The organism is Neisseria sp. P0024.S006 (assembly GCF_051956595.1).
In the GTDB taxonomy this organism is placed as follows: Bacteria; Pseudomonadota; Gammaproteobacteria; order Burkholderiales; family Neisseriaceae; genus Neisseria.
Genome location: NZ_JBQCXH010000004.1, coordinates 21,901 through 40,592 on the forward strand (window position 1 = coordinate 21,901; position 18,692 = coordinate 40,592).

Consider the following 18,692-nt stretch of genomic DNA (forward strand, 5'->3'; position numbering starts at 1 on the left):
AGGTCAGGCCGTCTGAAAAACCATGTTCAGACGGCCTAACTTAAATGACAGCGATTAATCGTGCAATGAGGCCGCGTGTACCGTGTTTTCCAACAAAGTGGCAATCGTCATTGGGCCGACGCCGCCGGGAACGGGCGTAATCATGGAAGCGCGTTCTTTGGCAACGTCAAACTCCACGTCGCCGCACAGGCTGCCGTCGTCCAAGCGGTTGATGCCCACATCGATAACGACGGCGCCGGGTTTGACCCATTCGCCTTTAACAAAATTCGGAATGCCCACGCCGACCACCAAAATATCGGCGGCGGCAACTTCATCGGCAAGGTTTTGCGTGGCGCTGTGGCAGATGGTTACCGTCGCGCGGGACAGCAGCAATTCCAACGCCTGCGGGCGGCCGACAATATTGGACGCGCCGACAATCACGGCTTTTTTGCCTTTCGGGTCGATGCCGTAGGCTTCCAACAAAGTCATCACGCCTTTGGGTGTGCACGGGCGCATCAGCGGCATTTTGACGACCAGGCGGCCGACATTGTAAGGATGGAAGCCGTCCACATCTTTATGCGGCACGATACGTTCCAAAACCGCCTGGCTGTCGATGTGGGCCGGCAGCGGCAGTTGCACCAAAATACCGTCGACGGCAGGGTCGCCGTTCAATTCGTCCACCAGTTTCAACAAATCGTCTTGCGTGGTTTCAGACGGCAGCTCGTAAGAGCGCGATTCGATGCCGCTTTTTTGGCAGGCCAGTTTTTTATTGCGTACATAAACCGCGCTGGCAGGATCGTCGCCGACCAATACCACCGCCAAACAAGGTGTGTGCAAACCTTTTTCCTGACGCGCCTTTACCGCCTGCGCGACCGCCTCGATGCGTTGCTGAGAGATTTTTTTTCCGTCTATAAGTTGAGCAGTCATGATTTTCCTTCTAAATAGGGACAAATATTGCGTTCAAATTATCGCATTTTTCAGACGGCCTGACACAAAAGAGTGGACCTGATGACGAAACATAAAAATAAATAATGATTAAAAATAATAAGATAAATAAAAAATAGAAAAATAAAGCAAAGTAAGTGTTGACCGACTTGAAAAGGGTCTGTATAGTTCGGGTCTTCAGTCGGGGCGTAGCGCAGCCCGGTTAGCGCATCTGCTTTGGGAGCAGAGGGTCGTGAGTTCGAATCCCACCGCCCCGACCACAAAATTCTAAGCACGAATCGGCATGAGCGCCCGTAGCTCAACCGGATAGAGCACCGACCTTCTAAGTCGGGGGTTACAGGTTCGATTCCTGTCGGGCGTGCCAATTTTTACGGTGGCTGTAGCTCAGTTGGTAGAGCCCTGGATTGTGATTCCAGTTGTCGTGGGTTCGAGCCCCATCAGCCACCCCAGATGAAAGCCTGCATATTGTATGCAGGCTTTTTTCCGTTTATGCCCTGAATTTTATTCAAGTTTATTGGTTTTCAAAAACAGTATTCGTCAAACCGTTCCATTATGGCAGCGGCAAAAATGGCGTATGTAGTGTCTGTCAAATGCCGATGAATACGCAGTCAAGCCCGAATATCGTACCGTTCGGTATCTTTTTATGGCGTTTCGCTGTTATCCTTTATAATACCCCGATTATTTTCTGTTTTATTCCCAAAGGAACCGCATCATGTCCGAATGGTCAGCTCCAGAATTCGAATCCAAAATCTGTCCGCCCGAAAAGCTGGCGGAGCGTTTGGCGGCATTGCCCCGTCCGCTGGTGTTTACCAACGGCTGTTTCGATATTCTCCACCGAGGCCATGTAACGTATCTGGCGCAGGCGCGATCGGCCGGTGCGGCTTTGGTCTTGGCGTTGAATACCGATGCTTCGGTGTGCCGTCAGGGCAAAGGGGACGATCGTCCGATTAATCCTTTGGAAAACCGCGCGGCAGTGGCAGCGGCATTGGCGAGCGTGGATTTGGTCACATGGTTTGATGACGATACGCCGGCCGCGTTGATTGAAATGGTCAAACCCGATGTATTGATTAAAGGCGGCGATTGGCCTGTGGATAAGATTGTCGGTGCGGCCGAGACGTTTGCGCGCGGCGGTAAAGTATTTTCGATTCCGTTTTTACACCAGACTTCGACCACCAAAACGTTGGCGAAAATCCGCAAAGCCGGAGGAGGCGCATGACGGATTTGAACAGCCGCCATTGGGCCTTGCTCGCCGCGCTTTCAGACGGCCTTCCGCAACACGTTTCTCAGTTGGCGCGTGCAGTCGGGATGAAGCCGCAACAATTAAACGGATTTTGGCAGCAGATGCCGGGCCATATCCGCGGTTTGCTGCGTCAGCATGACGGGCAATGGCGCTTGGTGCGCCCATTGGCTGTGTTTGCCGAAGAATCTCTGCAACAAATGGCCGGGAAACATGGTTTTCGCGCGCAGTTGAAATACGAATGTTCGTCCAGCAACGATGAAATCATGGCGTTGGCGCGCCGGTCGGCAGGTTTGGCGCACAAGGCCTTGTGTGTGGCACATTTTCAAACCAAAGGGCGCGGACGGCAGGGGCGAAGCTGGGTCAACCGACAGGGCGAATGCTTGATGTTCAGCCTGGGCTGGGCGTTTGACAAGCCGCAGTATGAGCTCGGTTCGCTGGCGCTGGTGGTGGCATTGGCTTGCCGCCGCGCGCTTGCCGATATCGGTTTGGACGTGAACATCAAGTGGCCGAACGATTTGGTCGTGGCCAACGATAAATTGGCCGGCGTGTTGATTGAAACGACGCGGGTGGAAAATAAAACCGTCGCCGTCATCGGCATCGGCATTAATTTTGTATTGCCGAAAGAAGTGGAAAACGCTACTTCCGTGCAGGCTTTGTTTCAGACGGCCTCTAAGCAGGGCGTAAGCGTCAAAACCTTATTGAATGCGGTGTTGGCGCAACTCGATGCGCTGCTGAACGAATACGCGCAAAACGGATTTGCGTCATGTGTCGGCGAATACGATGCCGCCAACCGCGACACAGGCAGGCCGGTCTTGCTGCTTCAAGAAGGGCGCGTTGTCCACGAAGGCGTGGTCAAAGGCGTGGACGCGCAAGGCGCGTTGCGTCTGCTGACGGACGAGGGCGAGAAAACCATCGTCAGCGGCGAAATCAGCTTGCGCCCGGATAACCGTCCGGCACAACCAGCCGCCGCCAAGCCGGAACGCTTTTTGCTGCTGGACGGCGGCAACAGTCAGTTGAAATGGGCGTGGGTGGAGAACGGCACATTTACCGAAGTCAGCCGCGCGCCGTATCGTGATTTGGCCAAGCTGGGCGAAGAATGGCTGCGATTTGCCGATGAAAATGTGAAGATTGTCGGTTGCGCCGTGTGCGGTTCGGTAAAAAAAGCGATGGTGGAAGAACAATTGACCCGTCCGGTCGAATGGCTGTCTTCCATGCCGCAGGCTTTGGGTATCCGCAACCATTATCGCCGCCCTGAAGAACATGGTTCCGACCGCTGGTTTAATGCGCTGGGCAGCCGCCGCTTCACGCAAAACGCCTGCGTCGTCGTCAGCTGCGGCACCGCCGTAACCACCGACGCGCTGACGGAAGACAATCATTATCTCGGCGGCACCATCATGCCCGGCTTTCACTTGATGAAAGAGGCGATGGCACTCAAAACCGCCAATCTCAACCGCCCCATCGGTAAAGTATATCCTTTCCCAACCACAACGCCGAACGCCATTGCCAGCGGCATGATGGATGCCGTTTGCGGTGCGCTGATGATGATGCACGGCCGTCTGAAAGACAAAACGGGCGGGGGCAAGCCGGTCGATATCATTATCACCGGCGGCGGCGCGGCCAGAGTCGTGCAGGCCTTGCCCGAGGCATTTGTTCATGACAACCAAGTGAAAATCGTCGATAATCTCGTGATTCACGGGCTCTTGCATTGGATTGCCCATCGCAACGGACAATAAAAAGGAAAACGCATCATGAAATGGCTGTTTGCGGTCTTGGTCGCACTCAACATCATTGTTTTTGGCAGCATGGTTGCCTATCGGACACAACATAAAACCGCCAAACCCGAATCTGCTTTGGAAGGCGGTACGCACGAATTATTGCGCCCATCTTCTTTGGACGCGCCCAAAGCCGAGCCTCAGCAGGCATCGCAACCCGATTGGGTGGCGGATGAATCAGACGGCCTGATTATGGCCGAACCTGAATCCGAAGAAGCAGAAGCCTTGCGTAAAAAGCAAGAAGCGCAGCAGTTGAAAGAGAAAAAAGAAAAAATGCGCCGCGAGAAAGAAGCGCAAGAACGTCGCGCCGCTGAAGAAGAGATGGGCGCGGTCGGCGTGGAACGCTTGTGTACCAGCAGCGCCACCGTGGTGATGGATGAAGACGATTACCACCGCATCAAAGGCCTGTTGGGCAAATGGCCTCATGCGGCCAGCCGCAGTATCGAAAAACGCAACGGCGCATCCGGTGGCGAGACTTCTTCCAAAACCTTCCGCGTGGTTTTGCCTGCCGACGGCGACACTTCCGCCCAGCTTGATGCCTTGGGCAGCCGCGGCTTTAGCGGCAGCATTCATAACGGCGAAATCAGCATTGACGTAACACGCAGCCGTTCTTCCGCCCAAGTTTTGATTTCACGCTTGTCCAGCGCAGGTTTCGGCGGCGCGCGCATTGTCGAACAGGAAGACAGAAGCGCACCCGATACCGGTTTGAGCGTGGCGCGCATGACCGTGGTCTTCATGGCGGTCGACGAGCGCGATGCCCAAGACATCAGAAACATTGTCGGCCGTTATGGTAAATTGAACATGAAAACCTGCCGATAATCAGGTTTATTCGGTTTCAGACGGCCTGAACAGCAGTCCCAAGCCTGATAAACTGAACACCACAAAACACGAAACCCACTGTATCGGCAGTGGGTTTCATGTTTTTCGGTTTTGAGTATCTGATATAAAGGGGAACAGGTATGTTTCGTATATGCGCACTCCGAGTATTAAGAGATAATGGGGAAGAGGGGGATAAAATCTGTCGTTTAATGGCTCGGATTAGGACGTCTTCCGAGTGGTTTTGATTATACGCTAATAATAACTATTATCAATAGCAAAATTGAAAAAATAATGGGTATTGCTGTAATATTTTGTTTTATATGGAAATTAAATTGCGGTATTGGCTTTGCCGTGATTGAAAAGGCCGTCTGAATAAAGACGGCCTTTTGTCTATTAGAATTTAGGCAATGAGCAGGCTTCGTTTACAACAACTTTGCATTGTGAGAGTCCATGTTCTTGACATTTCCTTAATGCTTCTATTTCAGCCATGCCTGGTGGAGTTGTTCCGAAAAAATTTCTCCATGATTTACTATCCTTTCCTTGAGCAACAGCGATACAACCATTTCGAACCCAGACTAAAACTTTACATGGTTTGTTTTGTCCACCTTGTTCACAGGTTTTAATAGCTTCTCTTTTGGCAGCTTCAAGTGAATCCATCTCAAGTGCGCCGCCTGCAATACCTGTTTTAGAATTTAATGCCCATGCACCGTATTTTGAAGGAACATCGATATTGACAACTCTAGGTTGACTCTGAGTAGAGCCGCTAGAAGATTGTGGAGCACCCACATTATATAGAATTTGTCTGCCGGAGCTGTCAATAATACGACATGTTCCAGTTGCAGGTTGGTATTCACCGCCACAGCCGTTGGCATAAACATTAAGGCTTGCCAGTCCTAGCAATACAACAAGTAACTTTTTCATTTTAATTCCAATCTATTTATTATTTGAATCTTTATCAGCCTGCGCTACATCAATCCTATGATGATTTGTTATCTTCTTCACGTGGCTGACGTTGAAATAGGGTAAGGCAAATATTTCGACCCTATATTTCAGACGGCCTTTTGATTTGTTTCAATCACTCATAAACCCAAGCAATCAACATATCCAAAGCCATATAAAATGCCGTATAATCAAGGCCGAATTAACTTTGCCTGCTTGTCGGGCCGTCTGAAAAATTATGCAACAAACCTACGCCGCCGTACAGCGAGATTTGCTCGAAGCCAACCATCTTTCCCCCGATTTGCTCGCCCAAAGTCTGAGCATTATCGGCGCCAACCATGTCGATTATGCCGACATCTATTGTCAGCGTACTGCCTATGAAAGCTGGCATTTGGAAGAGGGCATCGTCAAATCGGGCAGCTTCCAAATCGATCAGGGTGTGGGCGTGCGTGCCGTTTCGGGCGATAAAACTGCTTTTGCCTACGCCGACAGCCTGTGTATCGATTCGATCAACCGCTCTGCCAAAGCCGTGCGCGTGATTGGTGCGGCCGGTGGCGAGGCCAGCGTCAAAGTGCCGATACCTGCCTACGGCAAGCCTGTCCACATGGCGATTGACCCTATTGCCAGCCTCGATTCCGCTGCCAAAGTCGCGCTGTTAAACAAAGTTGAAACGCTGGCCAAAGCCGCCGATCCGCGTATCGTGCAAGTGATGGCCGGTTTGACCTGCGAATATGATATGGTGTACATCGCCCGTTTGGACGGTAAACACGCTGCGGACATCCGCCCGATGGTGCGTATGAACGTTACTGTCATTGCCAAGCAGGGCGAGCGTCGCGAGCAGGGCAGCGCGGGCGGCGGCGGGCGTTATGATTTGGCGTATTTCGATGAAAACTTGGTGCATCGGTTTGTCGATTCCGCCGTCAAACAAGCGCTGACCAATCTCGAATCCCGTCCTGCGCCTGCCGGCGAGATGACCGTCGTTTTGGGCAACGGCTGGCCGGGCGTGTTGTTGCACGAAGCGGTCGGACATGGTTTGGAAGGCGATTTCAACCGTAAAGAAACCAGCGTTTTCTCCGGCCGAATCGGTGAGCGTGTCGCCGCCAAAGGCGTTACTGTCGTTGACCAAGGCGATATTGCCGACAGACGCGGTTCGCTCAATATCGATGACGAAGGCAATGAAACCCGCCGCACGGTATTGATTGAAGACGGGATTTTGGTCGGCTATATGCAGGACGAGACCAACGCCCGCCTGATGGGCACGCAATCGACCGGCAACGGCCGCCGCGAAAGTTACGCTTCCGCGCCTATGCCGCGCATGACCAATACTTTTATGGAAAACGGCGGCTATGAGCCGGAAGAAATCATCGCGTCCATCGACAAGGGCATTTGCGCCGTTAACTTCGGCGGCGGACAAGTGGACATTACCAGCGGCAAGTTTGTGTTCAGCGCATCCGAAGCGTGGTGGGTGGAAGGCGGCAAGCTGCAATACCCTGTCAAAGGTGCAACCATCATCGGCAACGGCCCCGAAGTGCTGAAACACGTTTCTATGATAGGCAACGATTCCGCGCTCGACAGCGGCATCGGCGTCTGCGGTAAAGAAGGGCAGAGCGTTCCTGTCGGCGTCGGACAACCGACCCTGAGGATTGATGCCGGACTGACCGTCGGCGGTAGCGAAATTTAAACGGCAGGCCGTCTGAAAGGTTTTCAGACGGCCTTTTACATTAGGATAAAACCATGCAGGAACAGAATCGGAAATCAAGTTTTCCCATAGTGATGTTGCTGGTGTCGGTTGTCCTGTGGATAGCGTCTTTGTCCAATGTTGCATTTTATTTGGGCAATCATGAAAGCATGAAGGGTTTGACCGTTTTGATTTTGGGGTCGATATTTGCTTCTTTGGATATCAGGTATTGTGCGGCCTATGCGAATTATGTTTGGTTGGCGGCCATTGTGTTGCTGGCGTTGCGGAAGAAGGTCGTGCCTGTCCATGCGGCACTTTGGGGCTTGGCGCTGGTGGCTTTCAGTGTGAAAGCCGTACACGTCGATGAGGCAGGGAATACATCGGATATCGTGCGTTACGGTGCTGGATTTTATTTGTGGTATGCCGCATTTGCGGTTGCCACCATCGGCACGTTTGCCGGAAAGAATAAGGAAAGAAAAGCCGCAACGCTGGCAGATGGGACGAAAAATGACGCTTGATGAATGGTTGCGCCAATCGGCACTGCCCAAAAACGAAGCGCGGATGTTGTTGCAATATGCGCTGGGTTATACGCGCGCGCAGTTGGTGACACGCGGTACGGACGATTTGGCGGACTCCGCCCTGCAAACCTTGGAGGCTTTGGCTCAACGCCGTCTGAAAGGCGAGCCGATGGCCTATCTGTTGGGCGAGCGCGAGTTCTACGGACGACGCTTTGCCGTCAATCCCCATGTGCTGATTCCACGCCCTGAAACCGAGCATTTGGTGGAAGCTGTGCTCAAACGTTTGCCGCCGCAAGGCCGCGTGTGGGATTTGGGGACGGGCAGTGGCGCCATTGCCGTAACCATCGCGCTTGAACGCGTTGATGCCGATGTTCGCGCATCCGACATCAGCGTCGGTGCTTTGGATACTGCCCGTCAAAATGCGGCCGAATTGGGCGCAAAAGTCGAATTTGCGCAGGGTTCGTGGTTTGATACCGACAGGCCGTCTGAAGGCCGATATGATGTGATTGTTTCCAATCCGCCGTATATCGAGGACGGCGATGAACATTTGTCGCAAGGCGATTTGAGGTTTGAACCGCAAAACGCGCTGACCGACTTTTCAGACGGCCTCAGCCATATCCGCCACATTATCCAAGAAGCCCCCAAATACCTGAAAGCCAACGGCTGGCTGCTGTTTGAACACGGCTATGACCAAGGCGAAGCGGTGCGGAACATTATGCTGGAGAACGGTTTTGCCGAAGTGGCAACAGAGCAGGATTTGGCAGGATTGGACAGGGTCACGCTGGGGCGTTTGCCTGCTTAGCGGGCATGGTTTGTCGGAATTAAAAGAGGGCGTGTCGAACACGCCCTTTTGGTTTTCCGGTTTAGCTGTTCAGACGTCCTGGTTTAACGCCAAGCAGCGACGAACTCCGCCCAGTGTTGTTTTTCTTCGGCTTGTGCGGCCAGATAGTGTTTGATGCGTTTGATTTCGACTTCGTATTCGTCGGCATCAAGCGCGCCGCTCATCATGCGAAAGCGCATGTACATCAGGTAGGTATTGGCGGCATCGGTTTCGCAATAGTCGCGGATGTCTTTCAGACGGCCTGCGTGATAAGCGTCCCAAACCTTGCTGCCGTCCATGCCCAGTTTGCCGGGGAAGCCGCAGAGTTTGGCCATATCGTCCAAAGGCACGCTGGCGCGCGGTTGGTAGAGGGCAAGCAAATCCATCAGGTCACAATGGCGGGTGTGGTAGCGGCTGATGTAGTTGTTCCACTTAAAGTCGCGGCTGTCGCCAAAGTCGCCGTCGCCCATGTCCCAATAGCGGGCGGCGCTGATGCCGTGTATCAGGGCGCGGTAGTGGAGGACGGGCAGGTCGAAACCGCCGCCGTTCCAGCTGACGAGTTGCGGCGTGTAGTTTTCGATGACCTCGAAAAACTTGGCAATCATGACTTCTTCGCTGTCTTCGGGATCGCCGATGGTGCTGACGCGGATTTTATCCTGACCCCAGCGCATACAGCAGGAGATGGCGACGACTTGGTGCAGATGGTGTTGCATAAAGTCGCTGCCGGTCTTGGCGCGGCGTTGCTGTTGGGCAAACAGGACAACTTCGTTGTCGGGCAAATCGGCAGGCAAATCGTAAAGCAGGCGGATGCCGTTTACGTCGGGGATGGTTTCGATGTCGAAGGCGAGTATCGGAGTCATGGCGTGATCGGGTTGGATAAGGAATGATGCCATTGTGGCATGACGGCGCAGATAAAAAAAGAGGCAATCCCCCACAGGATTGCCCCAATACCTCAAATCAGAGATTTACGCTTCACAAACAATACAGGCTTTCACCTGCGGCTTTACAGATGCAGCTCAACTCTGCACCGGTAAACTTTCATTTCGGGTATTGCGCCGAAATCCTCTAAAAATACTGCAATTGCTTGCAATATCAGAAAACTGCTTACAAAAACATCTAAAACCGGCTAGGCCGTCTGAACGTTTTGTAGTTTGATGTAGTGAAATTTACGCGAATTTTTACAGTTTGCCAAGTATTTTTTTCTGAAGGTTTGGTTTGGGGTAAATTGCGGTTGTTGTCATATTTTTGCAATTAAATTTCATAATTAATTTAAAATTAGATGTTTATTTTGCATTTCTTGCTTTAAATTTAATTTAATTTCATATTTCGAATGATTAAAATTTGTTTTATTTTAAAGGTTATTTTATAACATTTTGTTTTTAAATGAAATTAAATTTAACATATAAATGAAAAGGGTATTGAATAGAGCATTTTTTATTTGAGAAAAAATATAAGGTTGTTTGAAAGTTTCAATTGCCTTGAAAAAAGTTGTTTTTAAAGCATTTAAAGTAGAATTTGATTTGATTGTTTGAAATTGAAGCCGAGCTTAGGTTTGATACAATTAAAATGAAAAAGCGGTAAAAGAAAGGTTTTGCCGCTTTTTCATGCTTAAATTGTAATTTTATGTAGTCAGTAAAAGCTGCTTTCGCCTTCGGGACGGGTTTTGAAGCGTTTGTGCAGCCAGAAATATTGTTCGGGATGCTCGCGTACCCGCTCTTCGATGAAGTCGTTCATGCGCTGGGTGTCGGCTTCGACATTTTCGGTCGGGAAATTGTCCCAAGCCGGATAGAAGCGCAGGGTTACGGTATTGTCGGCTTCGCGTGTGGGGATGGCGGGAATGATTTTGGCTTTGGTCATGCCGGCGATACGGCTGAGGCCGGTAATCGTGGCCGTCTGAATGCCGAAGAAATTGACAAAAATGGAATCGTTGCGGCCGAAGTCTTGGTCGGGCAGATAAAGAAAGGGCGCATCGCTTTTGCGCAGGTGTTTGATGATGGCGCGCAGGCCTTCTGTGCGGCCGATCAGGAAAACATTGTTGTAGCGGTGGCGGCCTTTCAGGATTTGCTCGTCCAGGGCTTTGTTTTTTTGGTGCGAATACATACTCGTCAGCGGTACATCCTGATTGAGCGTGTAAACTGCCATTTCAAATGCGGTAAAGTGCGGATAGAGGATGATGACTTTTTCGCCGGCGGCGAGGGCTTCGTCGAGATGGTGTTTGTCTTGATAGCGCACCAACGAGCGCAGTTTGTCCGCAGGCGCGTACCAGTAGAGGCCGTATTCGAGCATCAGCTTGGCCATGTGTTGGAAATGGCGTTTGAGCAGTGCGGTGCGCTGGTTGTCGTTCAGCTCGGGAAAGCATTTTTTGAGGTTGACCTCGCCGACTTTGCGGCGCGGTTTGACTGCGTAATAAGCAAGAATGCCGATTGCATCGGCAATCTTGTGCAACACGCAAAAGGGCAGCAGGCGGATAAGGTAGAGAAAAAGGAAGGCGGCTTTCATGCAGGCTCGCTGTATGTGGGCAAAGGGCTATTATAACCGAAAGGCCGTCTGAAAACGGGCTGGAACACGATTTCAGACGGCCTGAATGTCGGCTTACCATTGGAAACGGCCGCGTTTGACCTGCAGGCCGTCGGGATTGAGTTGAGAAGCCAATCCGTGATTGCGCAGGGCGTGGGTGAGGGCGACGGCGAGTCCGTCGGCGGCATCGGCCTGCGGCGTGCCTGAAAGAGCAAGCATTTGAACCACCATATGCTGTACCTGCTCTTTGGCGGCCTTGCCCTTGCCGACCACCGCCTGCTTGACCTGAAGCGCGGTGTATTCGAATACGGGTAAATCGTGCATGACCAAAGCGGCAATCGCCGCACCGCGCGCCTGACCGAGCATCAAAGTCGCGGCCGGATTGACGTTGACAAAGACTTGCTCGATGGCCGCTTGATGGGGCTGATAGTGGCGGATGATTTCGTCGATATGGCGGACAATCACGGCGATGCGATCGGAAAGCGACGCGCCGGTCGGCGTTTTGATACAGCCGGAAGCAACATAATGATGCTCGCGGCCGTGGACATCGATAACGCCGAAGCCGGTCACGCGGCTGCCGGGGTCGATGCCGAGAATGCGTGTGGGTTGGGAGTGGGACATAGTGCGTGTTTAAAGTAATCGGTGTTTCAGAGCAGGCAGGCGCGTGCGCACGCTTTGCAGGCGCGCGGTATCCAAATCGGCACAAATCACGCCTTCGCCTTCGGGCAACGTCGCCAACACATCGCCCCAAGGGTCGATAATCATACTGTGGCCGAATGTGCGGCGGCCGCTTTCATGCAGTCCGCCCTGTGCCGACGCGATGACGTAGCATTGGTTTTCCACTGCACGGGCGCGCAGCAGCAATTCCCAATGCGCCTTGCCGGTCGTGTGGGTAAACGCGGCCGGCAACAATAAAACATCAAACGGCTGCTGGGCGCGGAAAAACTCAGGAAAGCGCAAATCGTAGCAGACACCGGCCGCCAGCGGAACATCGTCCACGCTTAACTTCGGCACATCGCTGCCCGCCAGTATCGTATCGGCTTCGGCGTAGCGTTCGCCCAAACCGGAAAAGCCGAAAAGGTGCATTTTGTGGTAAAGCCCGATTCGGTTGCCGTTGCGGTCATACACCAGCATAGTGTTCATCACCTTGCCCGCGTTTGGGCTTTGCAGCGGAACCGTACCGCCAAACAACACCACGCCGCATTCCCTTGCCGTTTCGCTTAAGGCCGTCTGAAAACGGGTGTCGCAGGTTTCGCCAACGCGTCCATCGTCCAAAGGCTCGGCAAATGCCAGCTTGTCCGTATCGTTTTTGCCCATCAGCGGCCAATATTCGGGCAACAACACCCAATCCGCCCCTTGTTCGGCCGCCTCGCGGACAAGGCGTTTCATCGTGGCAATATTGGTTTCGGGGTCGGTGGACGACACCATTTGCACCGCGGCAGCGCGTAAAGAGCGCATCATCAAAACTCCTGTCAGATTTTGCAAGAATTGTAACTTGTTTACGCACAAGGCCGATACAATCGCCTCACAATTCCTCTGCAAAAAAGGATAAACCATGAACTTGAAACTTCTCCTCACTGTCGCACTTTCCACCGCCGCACTCGCCGCACATGCCGACGTACAGCTTTACGGCAGCATCAAAAGCGGCATCGAAACCTCGCAAACCCGTTTCGGCGGCCAAACATACAGCCGAACTGCCGTTGCCGACCAAGGCAGCCACATCGGCTTGCGCGGTTCGCACCCGATTGGCGGCGGAACGAATTTTATTTGGGAAGTCGAACAAGACACCCCTGTCGGCAAAAGCGGCTCCATCCGCCAAGACTGGCGCGAACGCCGTGAGAATTTTGGCCGTTAAAGGAAAGATTGGATAGTAAAGGCCGTCTGAAATATTTTCAGACGGCCTGTTTTTTATTTTGAGAATAATTGCATAGTGTATTTTTAACTTACTGTTTTTATTGTTTTAAATTACAGTTCGTGGACTTGCATATATCATTTCGTATTAAAGGATGTTTGAAAAAATAGGTAGGATTAAAATCATCTATTTCTATGAAAATTATAGAAGCATAATAAAAGAACAGTTATTTTTTAAATTTTATCTTTAAAATCTAATTGATAGTTATTTATTCGTACTAAGTTTTCAAAATGGTGCTAGAATAATGGGCTAAGCCATTACAAATTTAAGGAGTTTGAAATGAAAAAAGCATTATTTCTTTCTGTTTGCCTATTAGGGGCAGGTTCATGTTTTGCACAGGAAAATATAGAGCATAAAAAAGAAGTCTGTCCTAAAAGTGCATTAGAAAATATTGAAAATGTTAGTTATGATTGCTTGGATGTTTGGGATAGCCGTTTAGAAAAAAAAATTGATGAAAAATATAAGATGATATACCGACGAGTAAAACAAAAAGATATGGCTCTACATGCTTTGCCTTCCTCTTATTTTATTAAAGTACGTAAAACTTGGAATGCATATAGAGAACAACTTTGTTCTGATCCTACAAATAATACAGATCTAAAATCTGCATCTGATTGGTATATTCTTCAATGCCGAATTGAGCAATCGCAAGCTCATTTGAAAGCATTGGAGCGCTTCTAATTTGTTTTAAGAAAGGAATAAAGTATGGCAAAGAAAGCGAATCATGGCCTTCGTTTTACCGGTGGCGATCATTTAACCCCTAAAGATGGTTTTAAATATTATCTACATCAAGCTATGATGGTAAATGAATTGCATGGGGGGTATGGTGCATATGAAATGTCTGATGCTGTATATGGTTCTAGTGGTCCAAGCTTTGGTGGAATTCAATTTGATGTGGGATCTAATAAAAATGGCCAAAAGTTATTAGAAAAAATACTTCATCATGCCAAAGATAATGCAGGAAATTCTTTTTTATCAGAATCTGATATGATGCAGCTTCATCGGATATACAAACCATTTAATGATGTCAAGACTAAGGAAGGAAAGATAGCAATTCGGGGCATGAGTGATGAAGATAAAGCATTCTACAAGCAAATCAAGCCTAAATTGGATGCTGCGCTATCATCTCCGACAGGAATAAAATTAATTAATGAAAGCTATAATGAAAATTTAGATGATAAAATTTTAAAGGTAGAGGAAAAGATTAGTAATGTTAAAAATAAAGTAAATAGAGAATTTTTGAATAACAGTATGCAGGCAAAGGTCTTTATTGCGGATATTGGCAATCAATATGGTGCAAAAGTTAATGAGGCTCTTGTTAAGTTTATTGCACAAACAGAAAAAGACAATGGAGTTACTTTGCCTGGAAATAAAACTGTAAAAGTGCATGGTCAGCTTGATATGGAAGATTTAAAAAATTTCCGTATGAATACTGCACATGGAATTAGTCACCCGGCAGATGCAAAACGTCGGGACGAAAATATCGAAAGAATCACAGCTCCAACTCGTCAGCAAGAACATTCCAAATCTTCTGAGGGTAATGACAGGCCAGCCGATAAACTTCAAGCTTTAATTCAAGGCTTTAAAAATGACAAAGATGGTACGTTCACAGCCAAAGCATTGGCTGACAATGCCGATGTGGTGGCAAATTTTAGAGATGAGTTGCGAGAGACCTTAAAACAAAATCAGGCTCAAGAAGTTGCTCAAAATACTCCACAAGTTCAAGAAGAGCGCAGCTCTGGCGGTCGTTCGTTTGGTTAAATTATTCCCAAATTTGAAGAGTGCTGATAGCACGTTTTTTCCCATATTCTTTAAATAGATAGTTACGCATGAATAATAACGAACTTGAACAGGCACATAATCTTTTGCTTGAAACCGCCGAGGTAATGGCACAATTTAGGCAAAGTACCCATCAGATTGTCCAAAATCTTGAGGATAAATTGGATAAATCACTTTACGATCAACGTAAGATGATTACAGAGATGGTACGCGCGGAAGTGACGAAAGAAATGTCAAATTCTGTGGCTGGTTATGTGCGTGATATGGAAAAGGCACGCAACCAAATGGCTGATCAAGTACGTGAATTCAATGTATACTTGAATAAGGTAAATGAAGAAAATCAGAAGATTTCTTCACGTTTGGTATGGATTATTTCGCTTGCAATGGCAACATTGGTTATTGGAGGATTGGCATTATCTTTTTTCTATGCCACGCTGATTGATCAAAAACGACAGGATGCAGATATGGTCGGTCGCATCAATAGAGCCAATATCGTGCGATGTGGCGATGAACTTTGTGCGAAGACAGGTAAAAGTGTAGAAAACGGTTATCGGGTTATTCAGCATAGATAGCTGAGAAACTAAAAGCCGTCTGAAAAATCAGGATAATTGGTTTTCAGACGGCCTTTGTCTATTGTGAGGATAATTGTAAAATGTGCTTTTAGATCACAGTTTTTATTGTTTAAAATGAAGAATTTTAGGAGTGTGTTGCATACACTCTTTTTTTGTATTAAAGGATGCTTGAAAAAAAATTGGTAGGTTTAAAATCATCTATTTTATGAAATTTATAGAAGCATGATAAAAGAGAGAGTAGATTTTGGAAAGTTTTGTACATTGTTTTTAAAATATGACCGTTTGTCGTTTTATTTTATCTATGTTTGCGAAATACTGATAGAATGTGAATAATTAATGTAAACTTATTAATTATAAAGAAATAGTTATTATAATGGTTTAGATTACTAAAAAGTTAAGGAGCTTTAAAATGAAAAAACTAGCTATTCTTTTGAGTTTGTCCCTTCTTTTGGCAGCTTGTGATTTAGGCTTTCCCAAAATGACTGTTAATTATGATAATTTGCCCCATGGGAAAATTAAAGAATATATTACTGAAACATTTCCAAATGAACCTGAAAAAGAAGCATTGAGTAAAATGATTTATGCTCAGTTAAGTGGTGATAAAAGTGCTGATAATATTAGAAAGACCGTTTCTCAAATGGGTATGATTTGTGAAGTAGAAAAAGAGATTTGCGAATATTCAGGATATATTAAAACTAAGGTTGCTGGTATTAGCTCGGGAAGTGGCCGGGCTAAACGTATTTATCATATTGTTCTTTCTCCTAAAAGAGGGGTGGATTCCTTGAAGATCGAATATCAAATTGTAGAAGACACAGAGAAAGTGAATTAAATATGGAAAATACTGGGAACTATAAAATTGTTAAATCACAATTACCTCTTATAGGAGGTATAGCTGGACATAATTTTATTGCTGTGTTGGATCCTAATAATCGGGTAATCCATGAATTGAATGGACTTGCGACATCAAAAGATGGGGAAATTAAACCAATCGGTTATTTACCTTCTGATAAATTGTATGTTTACAATGAAAAAGAAGTAAAAGGTTTTTTTTATAATTCGTCTCAAAATCAAGAAGTAGTTTTTGAAGGGAATTATAAAGATGTTATGGATAAATTTAATTTAGGGTATGCGATAGGAAAAGAAATTAATAAACATGAATTCACATATCCATTCTTCGGTTTAGGAGATAATAGCAACTCTGTTGCTTCCACCTTATTAAAAGGTATGGGGTTAAATGATCCTGATTTAGGGCATGCTTTAACACCAGGAGAAGAGTCTTTATTGATACCTGAGGAACAGTTAAGGAATATTCGCCAAAACTGGGAGTTACAACATAAAAAGGTAAGTGCTAATCTCGGAGAAATAGGCGTAAATTTTGCTGAATCAGCTTTAACTGCAGCTGACAAACTCCAAGCTCTAATTCAAGGCTTTAAAAACGACAAAGATGGTGCGTTCACAACCAAAGCATTAGCTGAAAATGCTGATGTGGTGGCGAATTTTAGAGATGAGTTGCGAGAAACCTTAAAACAAAATCAGACTCAAGAAGTCGCTCAAAATGTTCCGCAAGTTCAAGAAGAGCGCAGCTATGGAGGTCGTTCGTTTGGTTAAATCTTTCCCAAATTTGAAGAATGCTGATGATAGTACGATTTTCCCTTATTCTTTCAATGGATAGTTACGTATGAATAATAAAGTGTAGAAAATGGCTATCGGGTTATTCAGCATAGATAGCTGAGAAACTAAAGGCCGTCTGAAAAATCAGGATAACTGGTTTTCAGACGGCCTTTGTTCTTATAATAGCGGTTTATTGTTTTTACACACCCAGCAACGGAGTTTCCATGCAGTTTTCAGCATTCGGCGAAAAATTCACGCAACACAGCGGCATTTTGCAGTTGATGGACGATTTGGGCGATGCGCTCAAAAGCGACAAGCCCGTCAATATGCTTGGCGGCGGCAATCCGGCGAAGATTGCTGAAGTCAATGCGGTGTTCGCCGATGTGTTTTCTAAACTGGCAGCGGAACACGCTGTTGAGAATATCGGTAATTATTCCAATCCGCAGGGCGATGCGGCGCTGATTGCGGCTTTGACTGAGTTTCTCAACCGCGAATACGGCTGGAATCTGACGGCGGACAATATTGCGCTGACCAATGGTTCGCAAAACGCGTTTTTCTATTTGTTCAACCTGTTCGGCGGCAAATTCAATCTTTCAGACGGCCAAACGGTTGAAAAAGCCATTTTGTTGCCGCTTGCGCCTGAATATATCGGTTATGCCGACGTGCATGTCGAAGGGCAGCATTTTATCTCGGTGAAGCCGAAAATCGAAAATGTCGAACACGAAGGCGAAGCGGGCTTTTTCAAATACCGTGTGGACTTTGACGCACTGGAGAGCCTGCCTGAATTGAAAGCGGGCAAAATCGGTGCGATTTGCTGTTCGCGCCCGACCAATCCGACCGGCAATGTGCTGACCGACAGTGAGATGGCGCGTTTGGACGCTTTGGCGCAGGAACACGGGATTCCGCTGATTATCGACAACGCTTATGGAATGCCGTTCCCGAATATTATTTACAGCGATGTGACGCTCAACTGGCACGAAAACATCATCCTCTGCTTCAGCCTTTCTAAAATCGGCCTGCCCGGCGTGCGTACCGGCATTATTGTCGCCGCGCCGGAAGTGGTCAAAGCCGTCAGCAGTTTGAATGCGATTGTGAACCTGTCGCCAACCCGTTTCGGCGCGGCGATTGCGGCGCCGCTGTTAAACGACGGCCGTCTGAAACAGTTGGCCGACCAAGTGATTCAGCCGTTTTACCGTCGGCAGGCGCAAACGGCGGTTTCCCTGCTCAAGCGTGAATTGGGTGCGTATCCGTTAAAAATTCATAAGCCTGAAGGTGCGATTTTCTTGTGGCTCTGGTTTGAAAACCTGCCGGTTTCGTCGCAAACCTTGTACGAAATGCTCAAGGCTGAAGGCACGCTGATTATTCCGGGCGAGCATTTCTTTGTCGGCATCGATACGCAAGATTATCCGCACGCGGGCGAGTGCATCCGCATGAGCATTGCGCAGGACGCGGAAACGCTGGAAAAAGGCATTGCCGCGATCGGTCGCGTGGTGCGCGGTTTGTACGATAAAAAATAAATTTTTTGAATAGGCAAAGGCCGTCTGAAACGTGGGGAATCGGGTTTCAGACGGCCTTATATATTGCCCTTTGT

The 18,692-nt window shown here is 48.3% G+C and carries 19 protein-coding genes and 3 tRNA genes; 16 read left to right on the forward strand and 6 right to left on the reverse strand.

Going from position 1 to position 18,692, the window contains the following annotated elements:
• Window positions 1-54 precede the first annotated feature (54 nt).
• Window positions 55-906: a bifunctional methylenetetrahydrofolate dehydrogenase/methenyltetrahydrofolate cyclohydrolase FolD gene (gene folD / locus ACTHUF_RS07870; protein WP_440407454.1), complete on the reverse strand. Its 852-nt coding sequence runs from the start codon at window positions 904-906 to the stop codon at window positions 55-57.
• A 200-nt stretch (window positions 907-1,106) separates the two neighbouring features.
• On the opposite strand from folD, the gene ACTHUF_RS07875 reads away from it, so the two are divergent.
• The 6 genes from ACTHUF_RS07875 to ACTHUF_RS07900 all read left to right on the forward strand — a co-directional run bounded on the left by ACTHUF_RS07875 (window position 1,107) and on the right by ACTHUF_RS07900 (window position 4,755).
• Window positions 1,107-1,184, forward strand: a tRNA-Pro gene (locus tag ACTHUF_RS07875).
• 27 nt (window positions 1,185-1,211) lie between these two features.
• Window positions 1,212-1,288, forward strand: a tRNA-Arg gene (locus ACTHUF_RS07880).
• Window positions 1,289-1,297: 9 nt separating this feature from the next.
• A tRNA-His gene (locus ACTHUF_RS07885) sits at window positions 1,298-1,373 on the forward strand.
• A gap of 260 nt (window positions 1,374-1,633) precedes the next feature.
• Window positions 1,634-2,140 (forward strand): adenylyltransferase/cytidyltransferase family protein, encoded by a 507-nt coding sequence (locus ACTHUF_RS07890; RefSeq protein ID WP_440407528.1) that lies wholly within the window; start codon window positions 1,634-1,636, stop codon window positions 2,138-2,140.
• A complete protein-coding gene (locus ACTHUF_RS07895; protein WP_440407455.1) occupies window positions 2,137-3,897 on the forward strand; it encodes a bifunctional biotin--[acetyl-CoA-carboxylase] ligase/type III pantothenate kinase in 1,761 nt (586 codons plus the stop codon). Before ACTHUF_RS07890 ends, ACTHUF_RS07895 begins: the two co-directional genes overlap by 4 nt.
• Before the next feature lie 15 nt (window positions 3,898-3,912).
• Entirely contained in the window at window positions 3,913-4,755 is an 843-nt protein-coding gene (locus tag ACTHUF_RS07900) for a cell division protein (RefSeq protein WP_440407456.1), read from the forward strand.
• Window positions 4,756-5,148: 393 nt separating this feature from the next.
• Here the strand turns inward: ACTHUF_RS07900 and ACTHUF_RS07905 are convergent, their stop codons facing one another.
• Window positions 5,149-5,676 carry a DUF4189 domain-containing protein gene (locus tag ACTHUF_RS07905; RefSeq protein WP_440407457.1) on the reverse strand — a complete coding sequence of 176 codons (528 nt, stop codon included), beginning with the start codon at window positions 5,674-5,676 and terminating at the stop codon, window positions 5,149-5,151.
• Between the two features lie 256 nt (window positions 5,677-5,932).
• Between ACTHUF_RS07905 and tldD the strand changes: the two genes are divergently transcribed.
• From tldD to prmC, 3 genes are read left to right on the forward strand one after another with little or no spacing between them, the layout of a single operon-like run.
• The gene (tldD, locus tag ACTHUF_RS07910) at window positions 5,933-7,375 is read left to right on the forward strand and encodes a metalloprotease TldD (RefSeq protein WP_440407458.1); all 1,443 of its coding nucleotides are present in this window, start codon (window positions 5,933-5,935) and stop codon (window positions 7,373-7,375) included.
• Window positions 7,376-7,428: 53 nt separating this feature from the next.
• Window positions 7,429-7,890, forward strand: coding sequence for a hypothetical protein (locus tag ACTHUF_RS07915; protein ID WP_440407459.1), 462 nt, complete (start codon window positions 7,429-7,431; stop codon window positions 7,888-7,890).
• Entirely contained in the window at window positions 7,880-8,692 is an 813-nt protein-coding gene (prmC, locus tag ACTHUF_RS07920; protein ID WP_440407529.1) for a peptide chain release factor N(5)-glutamine methyltransferase, read from the forward strand. The genes ACTHUF_RS07915 and prmC overlap by 11 nt, the downstream gene beginning before the upstream one ends.
• An 83-nt stretch (window positions 8,693-8,775) precedes the next feature.
• Here the strand turns inward: prmC and ACTHUF_RS07925 are convergent, their stop codons facing one another.
• The 4 genes from ACTHUF_RS07925 to ACTHUF_RS07940 form a co-directional block, all read right to left on the reverse strand.
• Window positions 8,776-9,570: a 3'-5' exonuclease gene (locus ACTHUF_RS07925; protein ID WP_003749126.1), complete on the reverse strand. Its 795-nt coding sequence runs from the start codon at window positions 9,568-9,570 to the stop codon at window positions 8,776-8,778.
• 769 nt (window positions 9,571-10,339) lie between these two features.
• A complete protein-coding gene (locus tag ACTHUF_RS07930) occupies window positions 10,340-11,224 on the reverse strand; it encodes a lipid A biosynthesis lauroyl acyltransferase (protein WP_440407530.1) in 885 nt (294 codons plus the stop codon).
• 78 nt (window positions 11,225-11,302) lie between these two features.
• A complete protein-coding gene (gene ruvC / locus ACTHUF_RS07935; protein WP_315092739.1) occupies window positions 11,303-11,848 on the reverse strand; it encodes a crossover junction endodeoxyribonuclease RuvC in 546 nt (181 codons plus the stop codon).
• A gap of 9 nt (window positions 11,849-11,857) precedes the next feature.
• Window positions 11,858-12,688, reverse strand: coding sequence for a carbon-nitrogen hydrolase family protein (locus ACTHUF_RS07940; RefSeq protein WP_070822046.1), 831 nt, complete (start codon window positions 12,686-12,688; stop codon window positions 11,858-11,860).
• A 94-nt stretch (window positions 12,689-12,782) separates the two neighbouring features.
• Here ACTHUF_RS07940 and ACTHUF_RS07945 point away from each other — a divergent pair, with 94 nt between their 5' ends.
• The 7 genes from ACTHUF_RS07945 to ACTHUF_RS07975 all read left to right on the forward strand — a co-directional run bounded on the left by ACTHUF_RS07945 (window position 12,783) and on the right by ACTHUF_RS07975 (window position 18,618).
• Window positions 12,783-13,082: a porin gene (locus ACTHUF_RS07945; RefSeq protein ID WP_315092742.1), complete on the forward strand. Its 300-nt coding sequence runs from the start codon at window positions 12,783-12,785 to the stop codon at window positions 13,080-13,082.
• A 336-nt stretch (window positions 13,083-13,418) separates the two neighbouring features.
• The gene (locus tag ACTHUF_RS07950) at window positions 13,419-13,820 is read left to right on the forward strand and encodes a hypothetical protein (RefSeq protein WP_003684225.1); all 402 of its coding nucleotides are present in this window, start codon (window positions 13,419-13,421) and stop codon (window positions 13,818-13,820) included.
• 24 nt (window positions 13,821-13,844) lie between these two features.
• A complete protein-coding gene (locus ACTHUF_RS07955) occupies window positions 13,845-14,900 on the forward strand; it encodes a hypothetical protein (protein WP_315092745.1) in 1,056 nt (351 codons plus the stop codon).
• 68 nt (window positions 14,901-14,968) lie between these two features.
• The gene (locus ACTHUF_RS07960; protein ID WP_315092747.1) at window positions 14,969-15,490 is read left to right on the forward strand and encodes a lytic enzyme; all 522 of its coding nucleotides are present in this window, start codon (window positions 14,969-14,971) and stop codon (window positions 15,488-15,490) included.
• Between the two features lie 409 nt (window positions 15,491-15,899).
• On the forward strand, window positions 15,900-16,319 hold the full coding sequence (locus tag ACTHUF_RS07965; RefSeq protein WP_315092749.1) for a hypothetical protein: 420 nt from the start codon (window positions 15,900-15,902) through the stop codon (window positions 16,317-16,319).
• Between the two features lie 2 nt (window positions 16,320-16,321).
• The gene (locus ACTHUF_RS07970) at window positions 16,322-17,098 is read left to right on the forward strand and encodes a hypothetical protein (RefSeq protein WP_315092751.1); all 777 of its coding nucleotides are present in this window, start codon (window positions 16,322-16,324) and stop codon (window positions 17,096-17,098) included.
• Window positions 17,099-17,325: 227 nt separating this feature from the next.
• Entirely contained in the window at window positions 17,326-18,618 is a 1,293-nt protein-coding gene (locus ACTHUF_RS07975; RefSeq protein WP_440407460.1) for a valine--pyruvate transaminase, read from the forward strand.
• Window positions 18,619-18,692: the final 74 nt, after the last annotated feature.